Annotated in this window: 18 protein-coding genes; 10 read left to right on the top strand and 8 right to left on the bottom strand. The window is 67.9% G+C overall.

Annotated features, from left to right (window positions below; genetic code table 11):
* Positions 1-19 precede the first annotated feature (19 nt).
* From eutC to eat, 3 genes are all read right to left on the bottom strand, one after another.
* Positions 20-841, bottom strand: coding sequence for an ethanolamine ammonia-lyase subunit EutC (gene eutC, locus NF616_RS15670; protein ID WP_252274226.1), 822 nt, complete (start codon positions 839-841; stop codon positions 20-22).
* Between the two features lie 135 nt (positions 842-976).
* The gene (locus NF616_RS15665) at positions 977-2371 is read right to left on the bottom strand and encodes an ethanolamine ammonia-lyase subunit EutB (RefSeq protein WP_252274225.1); all 1395 of its coding nucleotides are present in this window, start codon (positions 2369-2371) and stop codon (positions 977-979) included.
* A gap of 49 nt (positions 2372-2420) precedes the next feature.
* The gene (gene eat / locus NF616_RS15660; RefSeq protein ID WP_252274224.1) at positions 2421-3785 is read right to left on the bottom strand and encodes an ethanolamine permease; all 1365 of its coding nucleotides are present in this window, start codon (positions 3783-3785) and stop codon (positions 2421-2423) included.
* A 301-nt stretch (positions 3786-4086) separates the two neighbouring features.
* Between eat and qhpR the strand changes: the two genes are divergently transcribed.
* Both qhpR and NF616_RS15650 read left to right on the top strand, forming a co-directional pair.
* Entirely contained in the window at positions 4087-5136 is a 1050-nt protein-coding gene (gene qhpR / locus NF616_RS15655) for an AraC-like transcriptional regulator QhpR (protein ID WP_252274223.1), read from the top strand.
* Between the two features lie 78 nt (positions 5137-5214).
* Positions 5215-5709 (top strand): GNAT family N-acetyltransferase, encoded by a 495-nt coding sequence (locus NF616_RS15650; protein WP_252274222.1) that lies wholly within the window; start codon positions 5215-5217, stop codon positions 5707-5709.
* Between the two features lie 4 nt (positions 5710-5713).
* Here NF616_RS15650 and NF616_RS15645 read toward each other — a convergent pair whose 3' ends face one another.
* The gene (locus tag NF616_RS15645; RefSeq protein WP_252274221.1) at positions 5714-5977 is read right to left on the bottom strand and encodes a DksA/TraR family C4-type zinc finger protein; all 264 of its coding nucleotides are present in this window, start codon (positions 5975-5977) and stop codon (positions 5714-5716) included.
* Positions 5978-6083: 106 nt separating this feature from the next.
* Here NF616_RS15645 and NF616_RS15640 point away from each other — a divergent pair, with 106 nt between their 5' ends.
* On the top strand, positions 6084-6821 hold the full coding sequence (locus NF616_RS15640; RefSeq protein ID WP_252274220.1) for a substrate-binding periplasmic protein: 738 nt from the start codon (positions 6084-6086) through the stop codon (positions 6819-6821).
* On the opposite strand, the gene NF616_RS15635 is transcribed toward NF616_RS15640, so the two are convergent.
* Positions 6811-7674, bottom strand: coding sequence for an isocitrate lyase/PEP mutase family protein (locus NF616_RS15635; RefSeq protein WP_252274219.1), 864 nt, complete (start codon positions 7672-7674; stop codon positions 6811-6813). The genes NF616_RS15640 and NF616_RS15635 overlap by 11 nt on opposite strands.
* Before the next feature lie 244 nt (positions 7675-7918).
* Between NF616_RS15635 and NF616_RS15630 the strand changes: the two genes are divergently transcribed.
* The gene (locus NF616_RS15630) at positions 7919-10009 is read left to right on the top strand and encodes a TonB-dependent siderophore receptor (protein WP_252274218.1); all 2091 of its coding nucleotides are present in this window, start codon (positions 7919-7921) and stop codon (positions 10007-10009) included.
* 16 nt (positions 10010-10025) lie between these two features.
* Positions 10026-10742 carry a DUF4198 domain-containing protein gene (locus NF616_RS15625; protein WP_252274217.1) on the top strand — a complete coding sequence of 239 codons (717 nt, stop codon included), beginning with the start codon at positions 10026-10028 and terminating at the stop codon, positions 10740-10742.
* A gap of 3 nt (positions 10743-10745) precedes the next feature.
* On the opposite strand, the gene NF616_RS15620 is transcribed toward NF616_RS15625, so the two are convergent.
* Positions 10746-11483 carry a substrate-binding periplasmic protein gene (locus NF616_RS15620; RefSeq protein WP_252274216.1) on the bottom strand — a complete coding sequence of 246 codons (738 nt, stop codon included), beginning with the start codon at positions 11481-11483 and terminating at the stop codon, positions 10746-10748.
* A gap of 109 nt (positions 11484-11592) precedes the next feature.
* Here NF616_RS15620 and NF616_RS15615 point away from each other — a divergent pair, with 109 nt between their 5' ends.
* Entirely contained in the window at positions 11593-12858 is a 1266-nt protein-coding gene (locus NF616_RS15615) for an Hsp70 family protein (RefSeq protein WP_252274215.1), read from the top strand.
* Positions 12859-12949: 91 nt separating this feature from the next.
* Positions 12950-13150 (top strand): hypothetical protein, encoded by a 201-nt coding sequence (locus tag NF616_RS15610; RefSeq protein WP_252274214.1) that lies wholly within the window; start codon positions 12950-12952, stop codon positions 13148-13150.
* 69 nt (positions 13151-13219) lie between these two features.
* Here NF616_RS15610 and lptG read toward each other — a convergent pair whose 3' ends face one another.
* Together lptG and lptF are read right to left on the bottom strand one after the other, a co-directional pair.
* Positions 13220-14281 carry an LPS export ABC transporter permease LptG gene (lptG, locus tag NF616_RS15605; RefSeq protein WP_252274213.1) on the bottom strand — a complete coding sequence of 354 codons (1062 nt, stop codon included), beginning with the start codon at positions 14279-14281 and terminating at the stop codon, positions 13220-13222.
* Positions 14274-15407 carry an LPS export ABC transporter permease LptF gene (lptF, locus tag NF616_RS15600; RefSeq protein WP_252274212.1) on the bottom strand — a complete coding sequence of 378 codons (1134 nt, stop codon included), beginning with the start codon at positions 15405-15407 and terminating at the stop codon, positions 14274-14276. The genes lptG and lptF overlap by 8 nt, the downstream gene beginning before the upstream one ends.
* A gap of 138 nt (positions 15408-15545) precedes the next feature.
* Between lptF and NF616_RS15595 the strand changes: the two genes are divergently transcribed.
* From NF616_RS15595 to NF616_RS15585, 3 genes are all read left to right on the top strand, one after another.
* On the top strand, positions 15546-17033 hold the full coding sequence (locus tag NF616_RS15595; protein ID WP_252274211.1) for a leucyl aminopeptidase: 1488 nt from the start codon (positions 15546-15548) through the stop codon (positions 17031-17033).
* A gap of 87 nt (positions 17034-17120) precedes the next feature.
* Positions 17121-17537 carry a DNA polymerase III subunit chi gene (locus tag NF616_RS15590; RefSeq protein WP_252274210.1) on the top strand — a complete coding sequence of 139 codons (417 nt, stop codon included), beginning with the start codon at positions 17121-17123 and terminating at the stop codon, positions 17535-17537.
* Between the two features lie 75 nt (positions 17538-17612).
* Entirely contained in the window at positions 17613-18068 is a 456-nt protein-coding gene (locus NF616_RS15585) for a DNA polymerase III subunit chi (protein WP_252274209.1), read from the top strand.
* The last annotated feature ends 89 nt before the right edge of the window (positions 18069-18157 follow it).

Here is an 18157-nt window from a genome sequence, read left to right as displayed (position 1 = left end):
GTCGACGGCCTCGACCTGTTTAGTCGCCGACCAGGAAATTGCCGATGGCGGCAGGCGCCTCGCCTTCCAGGCTGAGCACTTCCGCCTCGTCCTTGAGGCTCACGCCCGACAGCTTGCGGCGCCCGGCCTCGCGCATCAGGTACAGCAGCTTGTGCGCGGCCAGGCCGTAGCTCAGACCCTCCAGGCGCACGTTGGAGATGCAGTTGCGAAAGGCGTCGGTCAGGCCGACCTTCGGCGCATAGGTGAAGTACAGGCCGAGGCTGTCCGGCGAGCTCAGCCCCGGACGCTCGCCGATCAGGATCACCACCATCTTCGCGCCGAGCAGTTCGGCCACTTCGTCAGCCACCGCCACCCTGCCCTGGCGCACCAGGCAGATCGGCGCCAGGGTCCAGCCATCCTCGCTGGCCTGCTGCTGCCAGCGGTCGAGGAAGGCCAGGCTGTGGCGCTGCACGGCCAGGGCCGAGAGGCCGTCGGCGATCACCACGGCCAGGTCGTAACCACCGGGATGGGCATGCGGATAATCACGCAGGGTCTGCACCGAGGCGGCGTCCAGGCGCCGACCCAGGTCGGGGCGCTGCAGGTAGGTATGGCGGTCCGCCGCCGCGCTGTGCAACTGCAGTACCTGGTGGCCGCGTTCGGTCAAACCTGCGGCCAGCTCGTCGGCGTCCAGCGGCAGGTGCACGGCGTCGCGCGCCTGGGCGTGGGCGAACTGGAAGTCCAGCTGCGCGCCAGTGGGCAGGCTGGTGCCGGCACGGCCGAGGGCGATGCGCGCCGGGGTCAGGCGGCGCAGCGCCTGCCAGGGGTTGTCGATGGCGCCGCTCGGCGACTGGTCATCGTTCATCAGCAACTCCTTGTGCCGCGCCTGCTCGGGTGACACCCGCCCCTGCACGGCCACTCCGTAGGGTGCGCCGTGCGCACCGCCTCGCCACCGGTGCGCATGGCGCACCCTACCTGGAGCACACAGGTGGACATGCCCCTACCCCAGCTGCGCCAGGGCATTGCGGAAGGCCGGCGGCACCGGGTCGCCGAGGCGCAGGCGGCCGCCCTGCTGGTGCAGGATGTTCATGCGCTCCAGCCACTGTTCGAACTCCGGCGCCGGGCGCAGGCCGAGCAGCTGGCGGGCGTACAGCGCATCGTGGAACGAGGTGGTCTGGTAGTTGAGCATCACGTCGTCGGAACCGGGGATGCCCATGATGAAGTTGATGCCGGCCGCACCGAGCAGGGTCAACAGGGTATCCATGTCGTCTTGGTCGGCCTCGGCATGGTTGGTGTAGCAGATGTCGCAGCCCATCGGCACGCCGAGCAGCTTGCCGCAGAAGTGGTCTTCCAGGCCGGCGCGGATGATCTGCTTGCCGTTGTACAGGTACTCGGGGCCGATGAAACCGACCACGGTATTCACCAGGAACGGTTTGTAATGGCGCGCCACCGCGTAGGCGCGCACCTCGCAGGTCTGCTGGTCGACGCCATGGTGGGCGTTGGCCGACAGCGCACTGCCCTGGCCGGTCTCGAAGTACATCAGGTTGTCGCCCAGTGTCCCACGCTTCTGCGACAGCCCGGCCTCGTAGCCTTCCTGCAGCACCTGCAGGGTGATGCCGAAGCCGGCGTTGGCCGCCTCGGTGCCGGCAATGGACTGGAACACCAGGTCCACCGGCGCGCCGCGCTCGATGGCGGCGATGGAGCTGGTGACGTGGGTCAGCACGCAGGCCTGGGTAGGAATCTCGTAACGCTGGATGATCGCGTCGAGCATCTTCAGCAGATCGGTCAGCGCGCCCAGGCTGTCGGTGGCCGGGTTGATGCCGAACATGGCATCGCCGTTGCCGTACAGCAGGCCGTCGAGAATGCTGGCGGCGATGCCGGACGGATCGTCGGTCGGGTGGTTGGGCTGTAGGCGCGTCGACATGCGCCCACGCAGGCCCATGGTGTTGCGAAAACGGGTGACCACGCGAATCTTCTGCGCCACCAGGATCAGGTCCTGCACGCGCATGATCTTCGACACCGCCGCCACCATCTCCGGCGTCAGCCCCGGCGCCAGGGCGCGCAGGCTGGCCTCGTCGGCGCGCTCGCCGAGCAGCCAGTCGCGGAAGCCGCCGACGGTCAGGTGGGCGACCGGGGCGAAGGCCGCCGCGTCATGAGTGTCGATGATCAGCCGGGTGATCTCGTCGTCTTCGTAGGGAATCAGTGCCTCGCTCAGGAAGTGCTTGAGCGGGATGTTGGCCAGGGCCATCTGTGCGGCGACGCGCTCGGCATCGCTGCTGGCGGCCACGCCGGCCAGGTAGTCGCCGGAGCGCGCCGGGCTGGCCTTGGCCATGACCTCGCGCAGGCTGTCGAAGCGCCAGGTGTGATGGCCGACGGCATGACTGAAACTGGCCATGGGTATCTCCTGAAACAAGCGCCCGCCGTCACCGGCGGGCGTGGATCTATTACGGTTGCAGCAGAGCGTCGGCCGGCACGGCGTCGCGTTGGGCGCCGGTCAGCAGGAAATACACCATGCCGATGCTCATCAGGCCGAGGAACAGCAGGGCAATGGTGCCGTTAAACCAGATCATCGCGGCCAGGCAAACCAGCGCCAGGACCAGGGCGATGCCCGGCACCACCGGGTACCCCGGTGCCTTGAAGGTACGCTCCAGGTGCGGCTCGCTCCTGCGCAGCTTGAACAGGCTGAGCATGCTCATGATGTACATGACGATGGCGCCGAACACGCTCATGGTGATCATCGCCGCAGTCAGGCTCATGCCCTGCAGGGCGATCAGGCCGTCGCTGTAGATCGCCGCGATGCCGACCAGGCCACCGGCGATGATGGCGCGGTGCGGAGTGTGGAAGCGCGACAGCTTGGCCAGGGCAGGCGGCAGGTAGCCTGCGCGAGCCAGGGCGAAGAACTGTCGCGAGTAGCCGAGGATGATGCCGTGGAAGCTGGCGACCAGGCCGAACAGGCCGATCCACACCAGCATGTGCAGCCAGCCGGAGTTCTCGCCGACCACGGTCTTCATCGCCTGCGGCAGCGGGTCGTTGATGCCGGACAGGGCCTTCCAGTCACCCACACCTCCGGCCATCACCATCACGCCCATGGCCAGGAACACCAGGGTCAGGATGCCGGCGATATAGGCGCGCGGAATGGTGCGTTTCGGGTCCTTGGCTTCCTCGGCGGCCATGGCTGCACCCTCGATGGCGAGGAAGAACCAGATGGCGAACGGAATCGCGGCGAAGATACCGGCGATGGCCGGCATGCCGAATACGTCGCTACCGGCCCAGCCACCCAGCACGAAGTTGCTGAAGCTGAAGCCCGGCGCGACCACGCCCATGAATACCAGCAGCTCGGCGACCGCCAGCACGGTGACCACCAGTTCGAAGGTGGCAGCGATGCTGACGCCGAGGATATTGAGGGTCATGAAGATGAGGTAGGCACCGACCGCCGCCAGCTTCGGGTCGAGCCCGGGGAACTGCACGTTGAGGTAGGCGCCGATGGCCATCGCGATGGCCGGCGGAGCGAAGACGAATTCGATCAGGGTGGCCATGCCGGCGATCATCCCGCCGGTGGGGCCGAAGGCACGGCGGCTGTAGGCGAAGGGCCCACCGGCGTGCGGTATTGCAGTGGTCAGCTCGGTGAAACTGAAGATGAAGCAGCTGTACATCGCCGCCACCATCAGCGTGGTGACCAGGAAGCCCAGCGTACCCGCCACGCCCCAGCCATAGCTCCAGCCAAAATATTCCCCGGAAATCACCAGACCCACGGCGATGCCCCACAGGTGCAGGGTGCCGAGGGTCGGTTTCAGTGTCGTTGTTGTCATTGCCCATTCCTCGATGTGAGAGCCACGTCAGACGTCGATCGCTCGGCGAGGATATCCAGCCAACCCCGGCCGAGACTTGACCTTGCAAAGTCCGCGCACGGCTCCAGAGTCAAGTCGCTGCAAGGCCTGTAGAGGGCTCTGTGGCGGGCTTTTGCGCCACATGCGTGCATTGCGCCACGAGCGCGCCCCACGGCGATGCAGGAGCACGCCGCGCGGTAAGTCCGTTGGCTGACGTAGCGCCCTCTCAGGACGGGGCACGACTATTGCTTTTGCCTGCCCATCACCCTGGCGCGCCCCGTCCATGTCCCTGAACATTCCACATCCGCTGGCCATGACCGATGCCCCGAGCAATCTCGGCGTGCTGTCGGCCGCCGCCAGCGGACTGGATCGTTTCATCGGCCTGCAGGGTGGCGATGCCGAACGGGTGTTCGGCGTGGCCGGCATCGATCCCGACCTGTTGCTGCATCCGACGCTGAGCCTGAGCCTGAGCAACTACTGCAAGGTGCTGGAGGAAGCGGCCAGCCAGTCCGGCTGCGACAACTTCGGGCTGCGCTACGGCCAGCAGTTCCAGCCGCGCGCCCTCGGCCTGCTCGGCTATGTCGGGCTGTGCTCGGACAGCCTGGAGCAGGCGCTGCAGAACTTCGCCCGCGCCTTCCCCTATCACCAGCACGACACGCTGATCCGCCTGGTGGATATCGGCGAGTGCTACCGCTTCGACTATCAGGTGCGCCATCCGGCGATCCTCGACAAGCGCCAGGACGCCGAGCTGACCATGGGCATGGCGCTGAATCTGGTGCGCCACGTGCTGGGCCCGAGCTGGGCGCCGCGCGCCGTGCTGTTGGAGCACGGCAAACCGGAAGGCTGGCGCGAGCACCAGGCGGTGTTCGATGCGCCGATACTGTTCGATCAGCCGTGCAACGCCCTGCTGATCCCCAAGCGCGACCTGGCCGACCAACCGATGCCCGAGCGCGACCCGGTGCTGCTGATGCTGGTGCAGGACGCCATCGCCCGCCTCGGCGGCCAGCAGCACCAGCAATGCCTGGTCGACCAGGCCCGCGGCCTGGTGCGCGACGCCCTGCCCCTGGGCGAGCCGGCGCTGGAGCACATCGCCGCGCACCTCGGCATGACCCCGGCGGCGCTGCAGCGCCGCCTGCGCGAACAGAACCTGTGCTTTTCAGCGCTCATCGACCAGGTGCGCCGCGAACTGGCCCTGCACTACCTGCGCCGGCGCCTGCCGGTCAGCGAACTGGCGCCGCTGCTCGGCTACTCCGAGACCAGCGCCTTCTCCCGCGCCTTCCGCCGCTGGTTCGATACCAGCCCGCGGCAATGGCTGCAGACCTGCTCGGCCTGAGGACAGGACCCATGCACGCACTGCTCGCCGGCCCCGCGAGCGCGTATGCTCGCCCGACCGAGCGCCCCTGGAGCTGACATGAACATACGCGACGCCGGCGAGGCCGACCTGCCCGCCATCCTCGCCATCTACAACGACGCCGTGGCGAACACCACGGCGATCTGGAACGAAACCCTGGTCGACCTGGCCGATCGCCAGGCCTGGCTGAGCCAGCGCCGCGCCGCCGGCTTTCCGGTGCTGGTGACGGAGGACGCAGACGGCGGCGTGCTCGGCTACGCCAGCTACGGCACCTGGCGCAGCATCGAGGGCTTTCGCCATACCGTGGAGCATTCGGTCTATGTGAGTGGCGATCAGCGCGGCCGCGGGCTGGGCATCGCCCTGATGCAGGCGCTGATCGAGCGCGCCCGCGCCGCCGGCCTGCATGTGATGGTGGCCGCCATCGAGACGGAGAATGCCGCCTCCATCGGCCTGCACCGACGCCTCGGGTTCGAGATCACCGGGCAGATGCCGCAGGTGGGCTGCAAGTTCGGGCGCTGGCTCGACCTCACCTTCATGCAGCTGCTGCTGGAATAGCGCCTCAGCGCAGCTGGCTGTCCTTGCTGCCGCGCCGGTTGTAGCCGCTGAACGCCTGCTCGCGGTCGTGCGCCGCCTGGCAGTTCACGCACAGCCGCACGCCGGGCACGGCCTGGCGGCGCGCCTCGGGAATCGGTGCGTCGCATTCCTCGCAGTGATGCAGGCTCTCGCCGCGCGGCAGCTGGCTGCGGGCGCGGGCGACCGCGTCCTCGATGCTGCTGTCGATCTGGTCCTGCACCGCGCCGTCGTTGGTCCATCCTCCGGCCATGGCAACCTCCGGGATCATCGTTCCCTTGCAGATATGAGCCCGCTCGCCGGCGAATGCAAGCGCAGCGCCGGACTATGCTTGCCATACGGATGGGGAGGATCTGTCCATGCCTGGCCTGCGCGTGCTGCTGATTCTGTTGTTCGGGTGCACCGCCCTGCTGGCGCAGGCGGAGACGCGGGTCGCGCTCGACAACGCCAACCCGCCCTTCATGTACCGGCAGGACGGCCGCGCCATGGGGCTTTACCCGCGGCTGCTGGAGGCGGTCTTCGCGCGTATCGGCGAGCCGCTGAGCCTGCGCCCGATGCCCTGGAAGCGCGCCCTGCGCAGGGGGGCCGCCGGGCAGATGGGCATCGGCGGCATCTACAAGAACGCCGCGCGGCTGGAGGTGTTCGACTATTCCGCGCCAATCTTCGAGGAACGCCTGCTGCTCTATGTGCAGCGCGGCCGGGCGTTCGCCTTCGCGCGCACCGAGGACCTGCACGGCAAGCGCATCGGGGTGATCCGCGGCTGGAGCTATACTGAGGCGTTCGACCAGGCCGCGCGGGCCGGGCGGATCGACGCCGAGGAAGGCGGCTCCGACGAGGCCAACCTGCGCAAGCTGGCGTCGGGTCGACTGGACGCGGTGGTGGCCATCGAACTGGCCGGCCAGCGCCTGTTGGCCGAACCGGGGCTGGAGAACCTGCAGGCGCTGCCACGGCCGTTGAGCACCAATGCCACTCACCTGGTCTTCGCCCGGCAGGCGGGCAAGCGTGAGCTGCTGCAGCGCTTCGACGCGGCGCTGGAGGCGATGCGCCGGGACGGCTCGCTGCAGCGCCTGGTCGAGCGGGCGACCGCTACTCCTTGACGTTCATGTACTCGCGCGCCCAGACGATGTAGTCCTCGGGCTGCGTGTACTTGTGCGTCAGTTCGGTGGCGTTGAGGTCGCTGGCGGCGACGCCGCGCTGCTCGCGCAGGCAGTCGTAGGTGGCCTTGATCGCGGCGAAGTAGGCGGCGTGGCCGTCGATCACGATGCGCACGCCGAGGCTGGCCAGGCGCGCGTCGTCGCGCAGGTTGGGGTTGCCGTAGCTGACCAGCATCAGCGGCACGCTGAGGTGCGCGGCGATGGCCTCGAGGTGCTCGAAGTCGCGGATGCCGACCATGCAGATGCCATCGGCACCGGCGTCCTGATAAGCCTTGGTGCGGCGGATCACCTCGTCGACCTCGATGACCCCGGCATGGGTGCGGGCGATGATCGCCAGCCCCGGGTCGACGCGCGCCTCAAGCGCCGCGCGGATCTTGCCGACGCCTTCGTCGACGCCGATCAGGTCGGTGGACTTGCGCCCGAACTGGGCCGGCAGCAGGGTGTCCTCGAGGGTCAGCGCGGCCACGCCGGCGCGCTCCAGCTCGACCACGGTGCGCATGGCGTTGAGCGCGTTGCCGTAGCCGTGGTCGGCGTCGGCGATCACCGGCAGGCGTGCCACCCGGCCGATGCGAGTGGCCTGCTCGACGAACTCGCTCAGGGTGATCAGGGCGAAGTCCGGCGCCGCCAGAACTTGTAGTGAAGCTACAGACCCGCCCAGAATGCCGACTTCGAAACCCAAGTCGGCGGCGATGCGGGCGGACATCGGATCGAACACCGAAGCCGTGTGGTAGCAGGCGTTGGACGCGAGGAGCGCGCGGAACTGCGCGCGGAGATCTTGATGCGAGGCTCTTTGCATTGGGGTGCACTACGGGCTGGTTTCTAGTCTCTGAGTGCGGCCCATTATGTAGTAAAACTACAAAACCAGCCAGGGTGCGATCGACTCGCCCCCTGGCTCGGGCCTTGGAACGAGTCTAGAAGAGCTTCTCCATAGCGAGCGCCCAACCGCCACATGGTCGCCTGCTTGCTACGTCCGCTCGATGACAAAGTGGATTCGCCGGACATAATTTTGTTATGTTATTTCATCTATATAAGGAGATAGCATGAAATTTACCGCTTTCGCCCGCTTCTTGGGAATATCCTCACTGCTGATCCCGGGCGCCGCCATCGCCGAAGAGAGCGTGCAGCTGGACAGTCTTTCCATCTCCGGCAGCCGCGTGGAAAGCGCCACCGGCCCGGTGGATGGCTACCGCGCCACCCGCTCCTCGACCGCCACGCGCACCGACACCGATATCCGCGACACGCCGCAGAGCATCCAGGTCGTGCCCACCCAAGTGATCGAGGATCTCAACAGCACGCGCATCGACCGCGCCCTGGATTTTGCCGGTGGCGTCTCGCGGCAGAACAACTTCGGCGGCCTGACCTTCCTCAACTACAGCGTGCGCGGCTTCACCACCGGCGAGCTGTACCGTAACGGCTTCGCCGTCAACCGCGGCAGCTACAGCGCGCCGGACACCTCGGCCATCGAGCGCATTGAGGTACTCAAGGGCCCCTCGGCCAGCCTGTACGGACGTGGCGACCCCGGCGGCCTGGTCAACATCGTCAGCAAGCGCCCGCAGGAAGAGGCGTTCAGCACCCTCAATCTCAGCGCCGGCAGTTGGGATCGCTACCGCACCAGCCTGGACGTCAACACCCCGCTCAACGAAGACGGCAGCCTGTTGTCGCGGATCAACCTGGCGGTGGAGGACAACGGCAGCTTCCGCGACCACGTCGGCAACAGCCGCCAGGTGGTCACACCCTCGCTGAGCTGGCAGCTCGATCCCGACACTGTGCTGATGCTGGACGCCGAGTTCTCCCACACAGAATCGGTGTTCGACCGCGGCATTCCGGCGGTGAACGGCGAGCTGGGTTCGGTGCAGCGCTCGACCTTCCTCGGCGAGCCGAACGACGGCGAGATCCATAATGACAACCAGACCCTGGACCTGGCGCTGGAGCGCTGGCTCAACGACGACTGGAAGCTGCGCCTGGCCAACCACTACACCCAGGGCCACCTGCACGGCAATAGCTCGGAGCCGCAGAAGCTGGTCGGCGACACCATCACCCGCTTCTATCGCGAACGCGATTTCGAATGGAACGACAGCATCACCCAGGTCGAGCTGCACGGCCGTTTCGAGCTGGGCGGATGGGAGCACCAGAGCCTGATCGGCCTGGAGTACGAGAACTACCGCAACAGCCAGAAGTACCCGCAGAGCGACACCCTGCTGGAGTACGGCCAGGACATCTACAGGCCGGTGTACGGCCGGCCCAAGCCGCCGATCACCAAGCCCAACGACTTCTTCGAACAGACCGAGAGCTACGCCCTCAACCTGCAGGACCAGATCGTCTTCAACGAGCGCCTGCGCGGCCTGCTCGGCGTGCGCCTGGAGCGGGTCGAGCAGGACTCGCTCAACCGCACCACCGGCGCCAGGACCGGCCAGGACAAGGACGTCGCCACCCCGCGCATCGGCGTGCTCTACCAGCTCACCCCCGAGGTCGGCGTGTTCGCCAACGCCGCCTCGTCCTTCAAGCCCAACGCCCTCGGCACCCAGGGCCAGGTCTACCAGCCGGAGAAAGGCCTGGGCTACGAGACCGGGCTGAAGCTCGACCTGCTCGACGGCCGCCTGGGCGCCACCGTCGCGCTGTTCCACATCGACAAGGAGAACGTGGTCACCACCGATGCCACCGGCGAAAGCGTGGCGGCCGGCGAGGCGCGCAGCCAGGGCCTCGACCTGCAGTTCAGCGGCCAGTTGAGCGACGCGGTCCGGGTGATCGGCGCCTACGCCTACATCGATGCGGAAGTGACCAAGGGCGACGCCGCCATTCCCGAAGGCAGCGACCTGCTCGGCATCGCCCGCCACAGCGGCAGCCTGATGGCCGTCTACGAGTTCCAGGGCGGCGCGCTGCAGGGCTCGGATATCGGCGCGGCCGTCACCCATGTCGGCGAACGCTCCGGCCAGGCCGGCAGCGACTTCCGCCTGCCCGCGTACGAGACCCTGGACCTGCTCGCCCACTACAAGGCCAGCGAGGACCTCACGCTGGGCGTGAACCTCAACAACGTCTTCGACCGCAAGTACTACGAGCGTGGCTACAACAGCGTCTGGGTCCTGCCCGGCGAGCCGCGCAACCTCAGTTTCAGCCTCTCCCTCCAGCTCTGACACAAGGAAAACCACGATGCACAAGTCCGTTCCCCTGCTCCTCTCCCTGCTGCTCTGCGGCCAGGCCTCTGCCCACGGTCTGTGGACCGAACAACGCCGCGGCAACCACGAGGTGGTCTACGGCCACGGCGCCGAAGACGACGCCTTCAAGGCCGAGAAGATCAGCGGCGCCTGGGCCTACGACGACGCCGGCAAGATGATCCCGGTCAGCGTCCAGCGCCTGGACGATCACGCCCGCCTGCAGCCGCTGCGCGCGCCCGCCGCGCTGGCGGTGGCGCTGGACAACGGCGCCTGGTCGCAGACGCCGGACGAGCAGTGGGTCAATGCCGGGCGCAGCCAGGTGCCGAACTCGACCCGTTCCCTGCACACCTACAAGTACAGCCTGGCGATCTTCCACAAAGGCGCCAAGCTACCGGCTCTGGACAAGCTGCGCCTGGCCATCGTGCCGCAGAGCGACCCGCTCGCCGTCGGCCCGGGCAAGCCGCTGCGCGTGCGCGTGCTGGTGGACGGCAAGCCGGCCAAGGGCGTCGAGCTGATCGGTGACTACCGCAGCATGCCCCACGACGTCAGCGCCACCACCGACGCCGAGGGTTACGCCGAGGTAAAGGTGCGCAACGACGGCCTGAACATCATCGCCGCGTCGCTGTACGTGCCGGTGAAGGGTGACAAGGAGATAGACGAGCTCGGCTTCTTCAGCTCGCTCACCTTCGTCGGCAGCGAGCATCACGAGTAACGGTCAGCGGCGTTCGGCCTGCGGCAGCCAGCGCTGACGCAGGCGTTGCAGGCTGCCGTCGGCGCGCATCGCCTCGAGCTGCCGCTGCCAGGCGTCGACCTGCTCCGGCGGCGTCAGCGGCGAGAAGGCGATGTAGTAGTCGGACTGCATGAACGCGAAATGCCCCTGCACGTCGTCCACCCGCAGGCCGCCCAGCGCCAGCTCTTCGCGCAGGGTCAGGTCCTCGGTGGCGATCAGCTTGACCCGGCCGTGCTTGAGCATGTCCACCATGTGCTTCGGGCTCGGCACGCCGTGCAGGTTGGTGAAGCCGAGGCGTTCCAGGGTCTCGTAGGTGTACCACTGCTTGGGCAGCGCCAGGGTGCCGGCGCGCGCCGCGGCGTCCAGGCTGTCGACGCGCAGGCCGCTGTCCTTCAGCGAGTAGAAGCGAGTGGTGCCGCGCAGAATCGGCCCGACCCAACGGAACATCGGCTCGCGCTCGGGCGTGCGCACCACCATGAACAGGGCGACATTCGGTTCGTGGCGCGCCAGGTAGTAGCCGCGCGTCCAGGGCACCAGCTCCACGTCTGCCTCGCTGTCGGTGCGCCGCACCAGCTCGCGCACCACCTCCACCGCGTAACCGTCCGGCTCACCGTCACGCAGGAAGCTGGTGGGCGGCGCCTGTTCGGTGAGCAGGCGCAACTCGCCCGCCGCCACGCCGGGCAGCAGGGCCAGCATCAGCCAGGCGATCGACCGGGCGCGCATCGGGTTCTCCATCGACCTTTGGTCTCATCCTAGCGCAGCAGGCCGACCTGCGGCATGCACGGATTGCCGCACTCGCCTAGAATGCGCGGCCGTTTTTCCGGAGCGCAGCATGAATTCCTCCCGTCCCGCCAATGCCCTGGGCATCGACTTCGGCACCTCGAACTCCACCGTCGGCTGGTGGCGCCCCGGCGCGGAACCGCTGCTGGCCCTGGAGGATGACAACGTCACGCTGCCCTCGGTAATCTTCTTCAACACCGAGGAACGCCGCCCGGTCTACGGTCGCCAGGCGCTGGCCGAATACCTGGACGGCTACGAGGGGCGCCTGATGCGCGCGCTCAAGAGCCTGCTCGGCTCCAAGCTGCTGAAGAGCGAGACCACGGTGCTGGGCAGCGCCCTGCCCTTCCGCGACCTGCTCGGCTTCTTCATCAGCGAACTCAAGCGCCGCGCCGAGGCGCTGGCCGGCCGCGAGTTCGAGCAGGTAGTGCTGGGCCGCCCGGTGTATTTCGTCGACGACGACCCGACCGCCGATGCCGAGGCCGCCAATACCCTGCTGGCGGTGGCGCACAAGCTCGGCTTCAAGGAGGTGTCCTTCCAGTTCGAGCCCATCGCCGCGGCCTTCGACTACGAACGCACGGTGACCCGCGAGGAACTGGTGCTGATCGTCGACATCGGCGGCGGTACCTCGGACTTTTCCCTGGTGCGCCTGGCCCCGGAGCGCCGCGAGCTGGACCAGCGCCAGGACGACATTCTCGCCACCGGCGGCGTGCACATCGGCGGTACCGACTTCGACAAGCAGCTCAGCCTCGACGGCGTGATGCCGCTGTTCGGCTACGGCAGCCGGATGAAGAGCGACGCGCTGATGCCCACCAGCCACCACCTCAACCTGGCGACCTGGCACACCATCAACGCGGCGTACGCGCAGAAGGCCCAGCTGGCACTGAAGAACATGCGCTACGACATCGTCGACCCGACCGGCATCGACCGCCTGCTGCGCCTCACCGAGCAACGCGCCGGCCACTGGCTGGCGATGCAGGTGGAAGAGGCGAAGATCGCCCTGACCGAACAGCCGCTGCAGCGCATCGACCTGGAACGGATCGAGGCGGGGCTGGTGGCGGACCTCGACCGCCCGCTGTTCGAGGGCGCCATCGACGGCCTGCTGCAGCGCATCCGCGGCGGCGTGGACGAGCTGCTCAGCCGCGCCGGCATTCGCCACGAGCAGGTCGACACCCTGTTCTTCACCGGCGGCTCCAGCGGCGTGCCGGCCCTGCGTAACAGTGTCGCCGGCCTGCTGCCCAACGCCCGTCTGGCCGAGGGCAACAACTTCGGCAGCATCGGCAGCGGCCTGGCCATCGAGGCCGCGCGGCGCTACGGCTGAGCCGGCCCGGCAGCGGAAAGCTGTGATGGCGACGGCTGATTCATCGCGCCGCGCAGGCTATGTTTGCTCACCCCTATCCCCGGAGATCGCCATGCGCCACATCCTGCTTCTCGCCAGCCTGTTCGCCCTCGCCGCCTGCGATGGCGGCGCGGCCACCGCCACCACCGCCAAGCTGCAGGCGGACAAGGCGCAGCAGGCCCAGCAGCAAATGGAGCAGCTCAAGCAGCAGATCGATCAGGCCAATGCGCAGAACCAGCAGCGCCTGCAGCAGCTGGAACAGGGCCAGCAGTAAACGCCGTCGCGACAGCGGAAACGAAAAAGGCCGGGCAGATGCCCGGCCTTTTTCATGGGTGCCGCGAAATCAGGCGGCGCGGCGTAGCAGGAAGACGCCGGCCAAAGCGCAGATGCCCGCCGGCACGGCCACCGCCAGCAGCGGCGAGAAGCCGAACACCAGGCTGGACGGCCCCAGCAGGTCCTGGGCGATGCGGAACACGAAGCCCACCAGCACGCCGGTGAAGATGCGCTGGCCGAGGGTGACCGAACGCAGCGGGCCGAAGATGAAGGAAATCGCCATCAGCACCAGCGCGGCGGTCACCAGCGGCTGCAGCAGCTTGGTCCAGAACGCCAGCCAGTAGCTGCCGTTGTTCAGCCCCTGCTCGGCCAGGTAGTGGATGTAGCGCCACAGGCCGCTGACCGACAGCGCATCCGGCTCCAGCACCACGGTGCCGAGCAGCTGCGGATTGAGCTCGATGTCCCAGCGCTCGGTGGCGCTCTTCACCACCTCGGTGCGCTTGTCGTGGAACAGGGTGGTCTGCACCTGCTCCAGCTGCCAGTGGTCGTCCTGGTACTGGGCGCGCTTGGCGAAGCTGGCGGACTCCAGCTTGCGCTGCTCGTCGAATTGGTAGCGGGTCACGCCCACCAGCCTGCCGTCCGGCTGCACGGCGTTGATGTGCACGTACTCCTGCCCCTGGCGGTGCCACAGGCCGTGCTTGGAGCTTTGCGCCTCGCCGCCACCCTGGGCCAGCGAGCGATGGGCCTGGGCCATGTTCTCGCTCCAGGGCGCCAGGTATTCGCCGACCAGCACGCCGGCCAGCATCAGCACCAGCATGGGTTTCATCACCGCCCAGACGATGCGCCCGACCGACACGCCGGCGGCGCGCATGATGGTCAGCTCGCTGTTGCTGGCCAGGCTGCCGAGGCCGATCAGGCAACCGATCAGCGCCGCCATGGGCAGCATCTCGTAGGTCCGCCGCGGCAGGGTCAGCAGCACGTAGATCAGCGCTTCGAGTGTGCCGTAGCTGTCGCTGAGGTCGCCCAGCTCGTCGATGAAGGCGAACAGCAATGCCAGGCCGACGATGATGCCGAGCACCGAGAGGATGGCGAGGAATACGCTGGTACCGATGTACCGGTCGAGCTTATGCATGGGCCATCTCCTTCGCGGCACGACGACTGGCCAGCCGGAGTTTCATCGGTTGCCAGAAGAACAGGCCGGCACCGATCAGCAGGAACAGCGCGTGCACCCACCACAGGCCCAGCTCGACCGGAATCTTGCCCTTGTCCAGCTGGCCGCGGGCGCCGATCAGCAGCGCCAGGTAGGCCATGTACAGGAGGATCGCCGGCAGCAGCTTGAGGAAGCGGCCCTGGCGCGGGTTGACCCGGGCCAGCGGCACCGCCAGCAGGGTGACGATGAACACCAGCAGCGGAATGGACAGGCGCCATTGCAGCTCGGCCTGGTGGCGCGGTTCGTCGCTGCCGATCAGCTCGCGGGTGGGGATGGCCTCGCGCTCGCCGATCTCGGCGCTGACGCTGGGCTTGGGCAGCAGCACGCCGTGGGTCTCGTACTTTGTGGCGCGGTAGTCGGCACGGCCCGGGTTGCCGTCATAGCGGTAGCCGTTTTCCAAGATCAGGTAGCGGCTGCCGTCTTCCTGGATCACCTGGCGGCCCTTCTCCGCCACCAGGAGGGTGATGCCGCCTTCCTTCGGCTTCTCACCCTTGACCCGCGGCGCCTCGCGCTTCTCGGTGATGAACACTCCGGCCAGCTGGCCACGGTCCTCGGAAAGGCCCTCGGTGTAGGTGACCCGTGAGCCATCGCGCATCGCCTGGAAGCGCCCCGGCACCAGGGTGTCGAACTCGGTCAGGGCGTCCTGCTGGTTGAAGATCTTCGCCACCTCGGCGACGCCCTGGGGCGCCAGGCCCAGGCTCAGCCAGGCGACGATGGCGGCGACGATGGCCGCCGGCGCCATGCTGTAGCCGAGCAGGCGGCGGTTGCTCATGCCGGTGGCGGACAGCACGGTCATCTCGCTGTCCAGGTACAGGCGACCGTAGGCCAGCAGGAAGCCGAGAAACAGGCCCAGCGGCAGGATCAGCTGGAGGAAGCCGGGCATGCGGTAGCCCATGATCAGGAACAGCACGCCGGGGTCGAGAATGCCCTGGGCGGCCTGGGCCAGATACTTGATGAAACGGCCGCTCATGATGATCACCAGCAGCACGGCGCTCACCGCGCTGAGGGTCACCAGCACTTCGCGGGACAGATAACGGAAGACAATCAAACCGGACGCTCCAGGGTTGTCAGGCGCAGGCAGGCACGCTCACACTAGCCGCACTCGGTGGCCGACCCGCCTCGGCGGGCCTCGAAAAAATAGCCCGCATTATCAGTCAAACCCGCTTCTTTGTCTTGGGGACAGCACATGGAATTCCTCGTCAAAAGCACCCGCCCGGAAACCCTGAAGACCGCGACCCTGGTGGTCGCGCTCGGCGAAGGCCGCAAGCTCGGCGTCGCGGCCAAGGCCGTGGACGACGCCAGCGGCGGTGCCATTTCCAGCCTGCTCAAGCGCGGCGATATCGCCGGCAAGCAGGGCCAGACCCTGCTCCTGCATGCCCTGCCGGGCCTCAAGGCCGAGCGCGTGTTGCTGGTCGGCAGCGGCAAGGGCGAACTCTCCGACCGCCAGTTCCGCAAGCTGGTCGCCGGCGCCCACGGCGTGCTGAAGAACCTCGGCGGCGGCGATGCCGTGCTGGCCCTCGGCGAGCTCAAGGTCAGGGGCCGCGACGCCTACGGCAAGGCCCGCCTGCTGGTGGAGACCCTGGCCGACGGCGGCTACGTGTTCGACCGTTTCAAGAGCAAGAAGGCCGAGCCGCGCGCGCTGAAGAAGATCACCCTGATCGCCGACAAGACCGATCAGGCCGAGGTCGAGCGCGGCAGCCTGCATGCCCACGCCATCGCCACCGGCATGGCCTTCACCAAGGACCTCGGCAACCTGCCGCCGAACCTCTGCCACCCCAGCTACCTGGCCGAAGAGGCCAAGGCCCTGGCCAAGGCGCACAAGAATCTCAAGGTCGACATCCTCGACGAGAAGAAGCTCAAGGAGCTCGGCGCCGGCGCCTTCCTCGCCGTGGCCCAGGGCAGCGAGCAGCCACCGCGGATGATCGTGCTGCAGTACAACGGCGGCCGGAAGGACGAGCAGCCGTTCGCCCTGGTCGGCAAGGGCATCACCTTCGACACCGGCGGCATCAGCATCAAGCCGGCCGCCGGCATGGACGAGATGAAGTACGACATGTGCGGCGCCGCCAGCGTGTTCGGCACCCTGCGCGCCGTGCTGGAGCTGCAGCTGCCGATCAACCTGGTGTGCCTGCTGGCCTGCGCCGAGAACATGCCCAGCGGCCGCGCCACTCGCCCCGGCGACATCGTCACCACCATGAGCGGGCAGACCGTCGAGATCCTCAACACCGACGCCGAAGGCCGCCTGGTGCTGTGCGACACCCTCACCTACGCCGAGCGCTTCAAGCCGCAGGCGGTGATCGACATCGCCACCCTCACCGGCGCCTGCATCGTCGCCCTGGGCAGCAACGTGTCCGGCCTGATGGGCAACAACGACGCGCTGGTCCGGCAGATTCTCAAGGCCGGCGAGAGCGCCGACGACCGCGCCTGGCAGCTGCCGCTGTACGACGAGTATCAGGAGCAGCTGGACAGCCCGTTCGCCGACATTGCCAACATCGGCGGGCCGAAGGCCGGCACCATCACCGCCGGCTGCTTCCTGTCGCGCTTCGCCAAGGCCTACAGCTGGGCGCACCTGGACATCGCCGGCACCGCCTGGGTGAGCGGCGGCAAGGACAAGGGCGCCAGCGGCCGCCCGGTGCCGCTGCTGACCCAATACCTGCTGGATCGCGCCAAGGCGTAAGCCGCGACGGCCCGGTGGAAGTTCCGCCGGGCCGATCCGCTCCAGTCCGAGCCGCACCGGCTACCGATTCATCACCCCGAGCCCCGTATGCGCGTCGAGTTCTACGTCCTCTCCTCCGCCACGCCGGAAGGCCGCCTGCGGGCTGTCTGCCAGTTGGCCACAAAGGCCTGGAAGGCCGGCCTGCCGGTGTTCCTGCGCGGCGCCGACGCCGCCCAGTGCGCCGAGCTGGATCGCCTGCTGTGGAGCTTTCGCCCCGAGTCCTTCGTGCCCCACGGATTGCACGAGGAAGACCCGCAGGCCCCGGTGGTGATCGGCCTGGACCAGGAGCCGGCTCAGGCCGGCGGCGTGCTGCTCAACCTGCACCCGCAGCTGTCGCCGCACCTGGCCCGATTCAGCCGCGTCATCGAGATCGTCAATCAGGAGCCGGCCCTGCTCGCCCAGTGCCGCGAGAGCTTCCGCCAGTACCGCCAGCTCGGGCACGACCCGCAGCGGGTGGAACTCTGACGGAAGCCGAGGTCGAAATAGGCCTGCGCCCGACGTAGAATCCACGCCCCCGATCCCTCCTACTCCGCGACGCCCATGGACAGCTCTCCACCATCGAAGCCCAATCCCCTGCTGGATGACCTCGAGGCCATTCGCCAGTTGCTGGAGAAGGAGCAACTGGAGCCGCCGCTGCTGACCGAGACGCTGGACGACGATCTGCAGATCCCGCTGCTCTCGGACATCATCGAGCCGAGCCCGGCCGAGGCGTCCGCCAGCGTGCCGGCGCCGCCGCCCCAGCCGGTGCCCAGCGTGCCGCTGTCCTACCCGGCGCAACCGGCCCTCGCCCCGGCGCCGCCGATCAGAACCCCTCCACCGCCGCCCGGCGCGATGCCGACCAGCCAGGCCCTCCAGGGCAAGCTGGACGCCGAACTGCGCGCCGCCGCCCAGCTGATCCTGCAGGACGTGATCGACGACTTCGTCCCGCAGATCGAGGCCGAGCTCAAGCGCCGCCTCGACGCCCGCCTGGACCGCCTGCTCAAGCCCAAGTCCTGAACCCGCCTGCCGGCCGCCAGTGGCCCGCAGCGGGTGGCAGCCGGTATACTCGACGGCTTTTCCGCTCAGCCGTCAAAGGGTCCCGCCGC

The sequence above is a fragment of the Pseudomonas subflava genome, assembly GCF_023823685.1.
GTDB classification, from domain to species: domain Bacteria; phylum Pseudomonadota; class Gammaproteobacteria; order Pseudomonadales; family Pseudomonadaceae; genus Aquipseudomonas; species Aquipseudomonas subflava.
The sequence above is the reverse complement of the archived record's forward strand: the minus strand, read 5'-3'. Positions and strand labels throughout refer to the sequence as shown.

Excerpts from the sequence above, each read along its gene's own strand:
- eutC (WP_252274226.1), bottom strand. The coding sequence starts at position 841 with ATGAACGATGACCAGTCGCCGAGCGGCGCCATCGACAACCCCTGGCAG.
- NF616_RS15665 (WP_252274225.1), bottom strand. The coding sequence starts at position 2,371 with ATGGCCAGTTTCAGTCATGCCGTCGGCCATCACACCTGGCGCTTCGAC.
- eat (WP_252274224.1), bottom strand. The coding sequence starts at position 3,785 with ATGACAACAACGACACTGAAACCGACCCTCGGCACCCTGCACCTGTGG.
- qhpR (WP_252274223.1), top strand. The coding sequence starts at position 4,087 with ATGTCCCTGAACATTCCACATCCGCTGGCCATGACCGATGCCCCGAGC.
- NF616_RS15650 (WP_252274222.1), top strand. The coding sequence starts at position 5,215 with ATGAACATACGCGACGCCGGCGAGGCCGACCTGCCCGCCATCCTCGCC.
- NF616_RS15645 (WP_252274221.1), bottom strand. The coding sequence starts at position 5,977 with ATGGCCGGAGGATGGACCAACGACGGCGCGGTGCAGGACCAGATCGAC.
- NF616_RS15640 (WP_252274220.1), top strand. The coding sequence starts at position 6,084 with ATGCCTGGCCTGCGCGTGCTGCTGATTCTGTTGTTCGGGTGCACCGCC.
- NF616_RS15635 (WP_252274219.1), bottom strand. The coding sequence starts at position 7,674 with ATGCAAAGAGCCTCGCATCAAGATCTCCGCGCGCAGTTCCGCGCGCTC.
- NF616_RS15630 (WP_252274218.1), top strand. The coding sequence starts at position 7,919 with ATGAAATTTACCGCTTTCGCCCGCTTCTTGGGAATATCCTCACTGCTG.
- NF616_RS15625 (WP_252274217.1), top strand. The coding sequence starts at position 10,026 with ATGCACAAGTCCGTTCCCCTGCTCCTCTCCCTGCTGCTCTGCGGCCAG.
- NF616_RS15620 (WP_252274216.1), bottom strand. The coding sequence starts at position 11,483 with ATGCGCGCCCGGTCGATCGCCTGGCTGATGCTGGCCCTGCTGCCCGGC.
- NF616_RS15615 (WP_252274215.1), top strand. The coding sequence starts at position 11,593 with ATGAATTCCTCCCGTCCCGCCAATGCCCTGGGCATCGACTTCGGCACC.
- NF616_RS15610 (WP_252274214.1), top strand. The coding sequence starts at position 12,950 with ATGCGCCACATCCTGCTTCTCGCCAGCCTGTTCGCCCTCGCCGCCTGC.
- lptG (WP_252274213.1), bottom strand. The coding sequence starts at position 14,281 with ATGCATAAGCTCGACCGGTACATCGGTACCAGCGTATTCCTCGCCATC.
- NF616_RS15595 (WP_252274211.1), top strand. The coding sequence starts at position 15,546 with ATGGAATTCCTCGTCAAAAGCACCCGCCCGGAAACCCTGAAGACCGCG.
- NF616_RS15590 (WP_252274210.1), top strand. The coding sequence starts at position 17,121 with ATGCGCGTCGAGTTCTACGTCCTCTCCTCCGCCACGCCGGAAGGCCGC.
- NF616_RS15585 (WP_252274209.1), top strand. The coding sequence starts at position 17,613 with ATGGACAGCTCTCCACCATCGAAGCCCAATCCCCTGCTGGATGACCTC.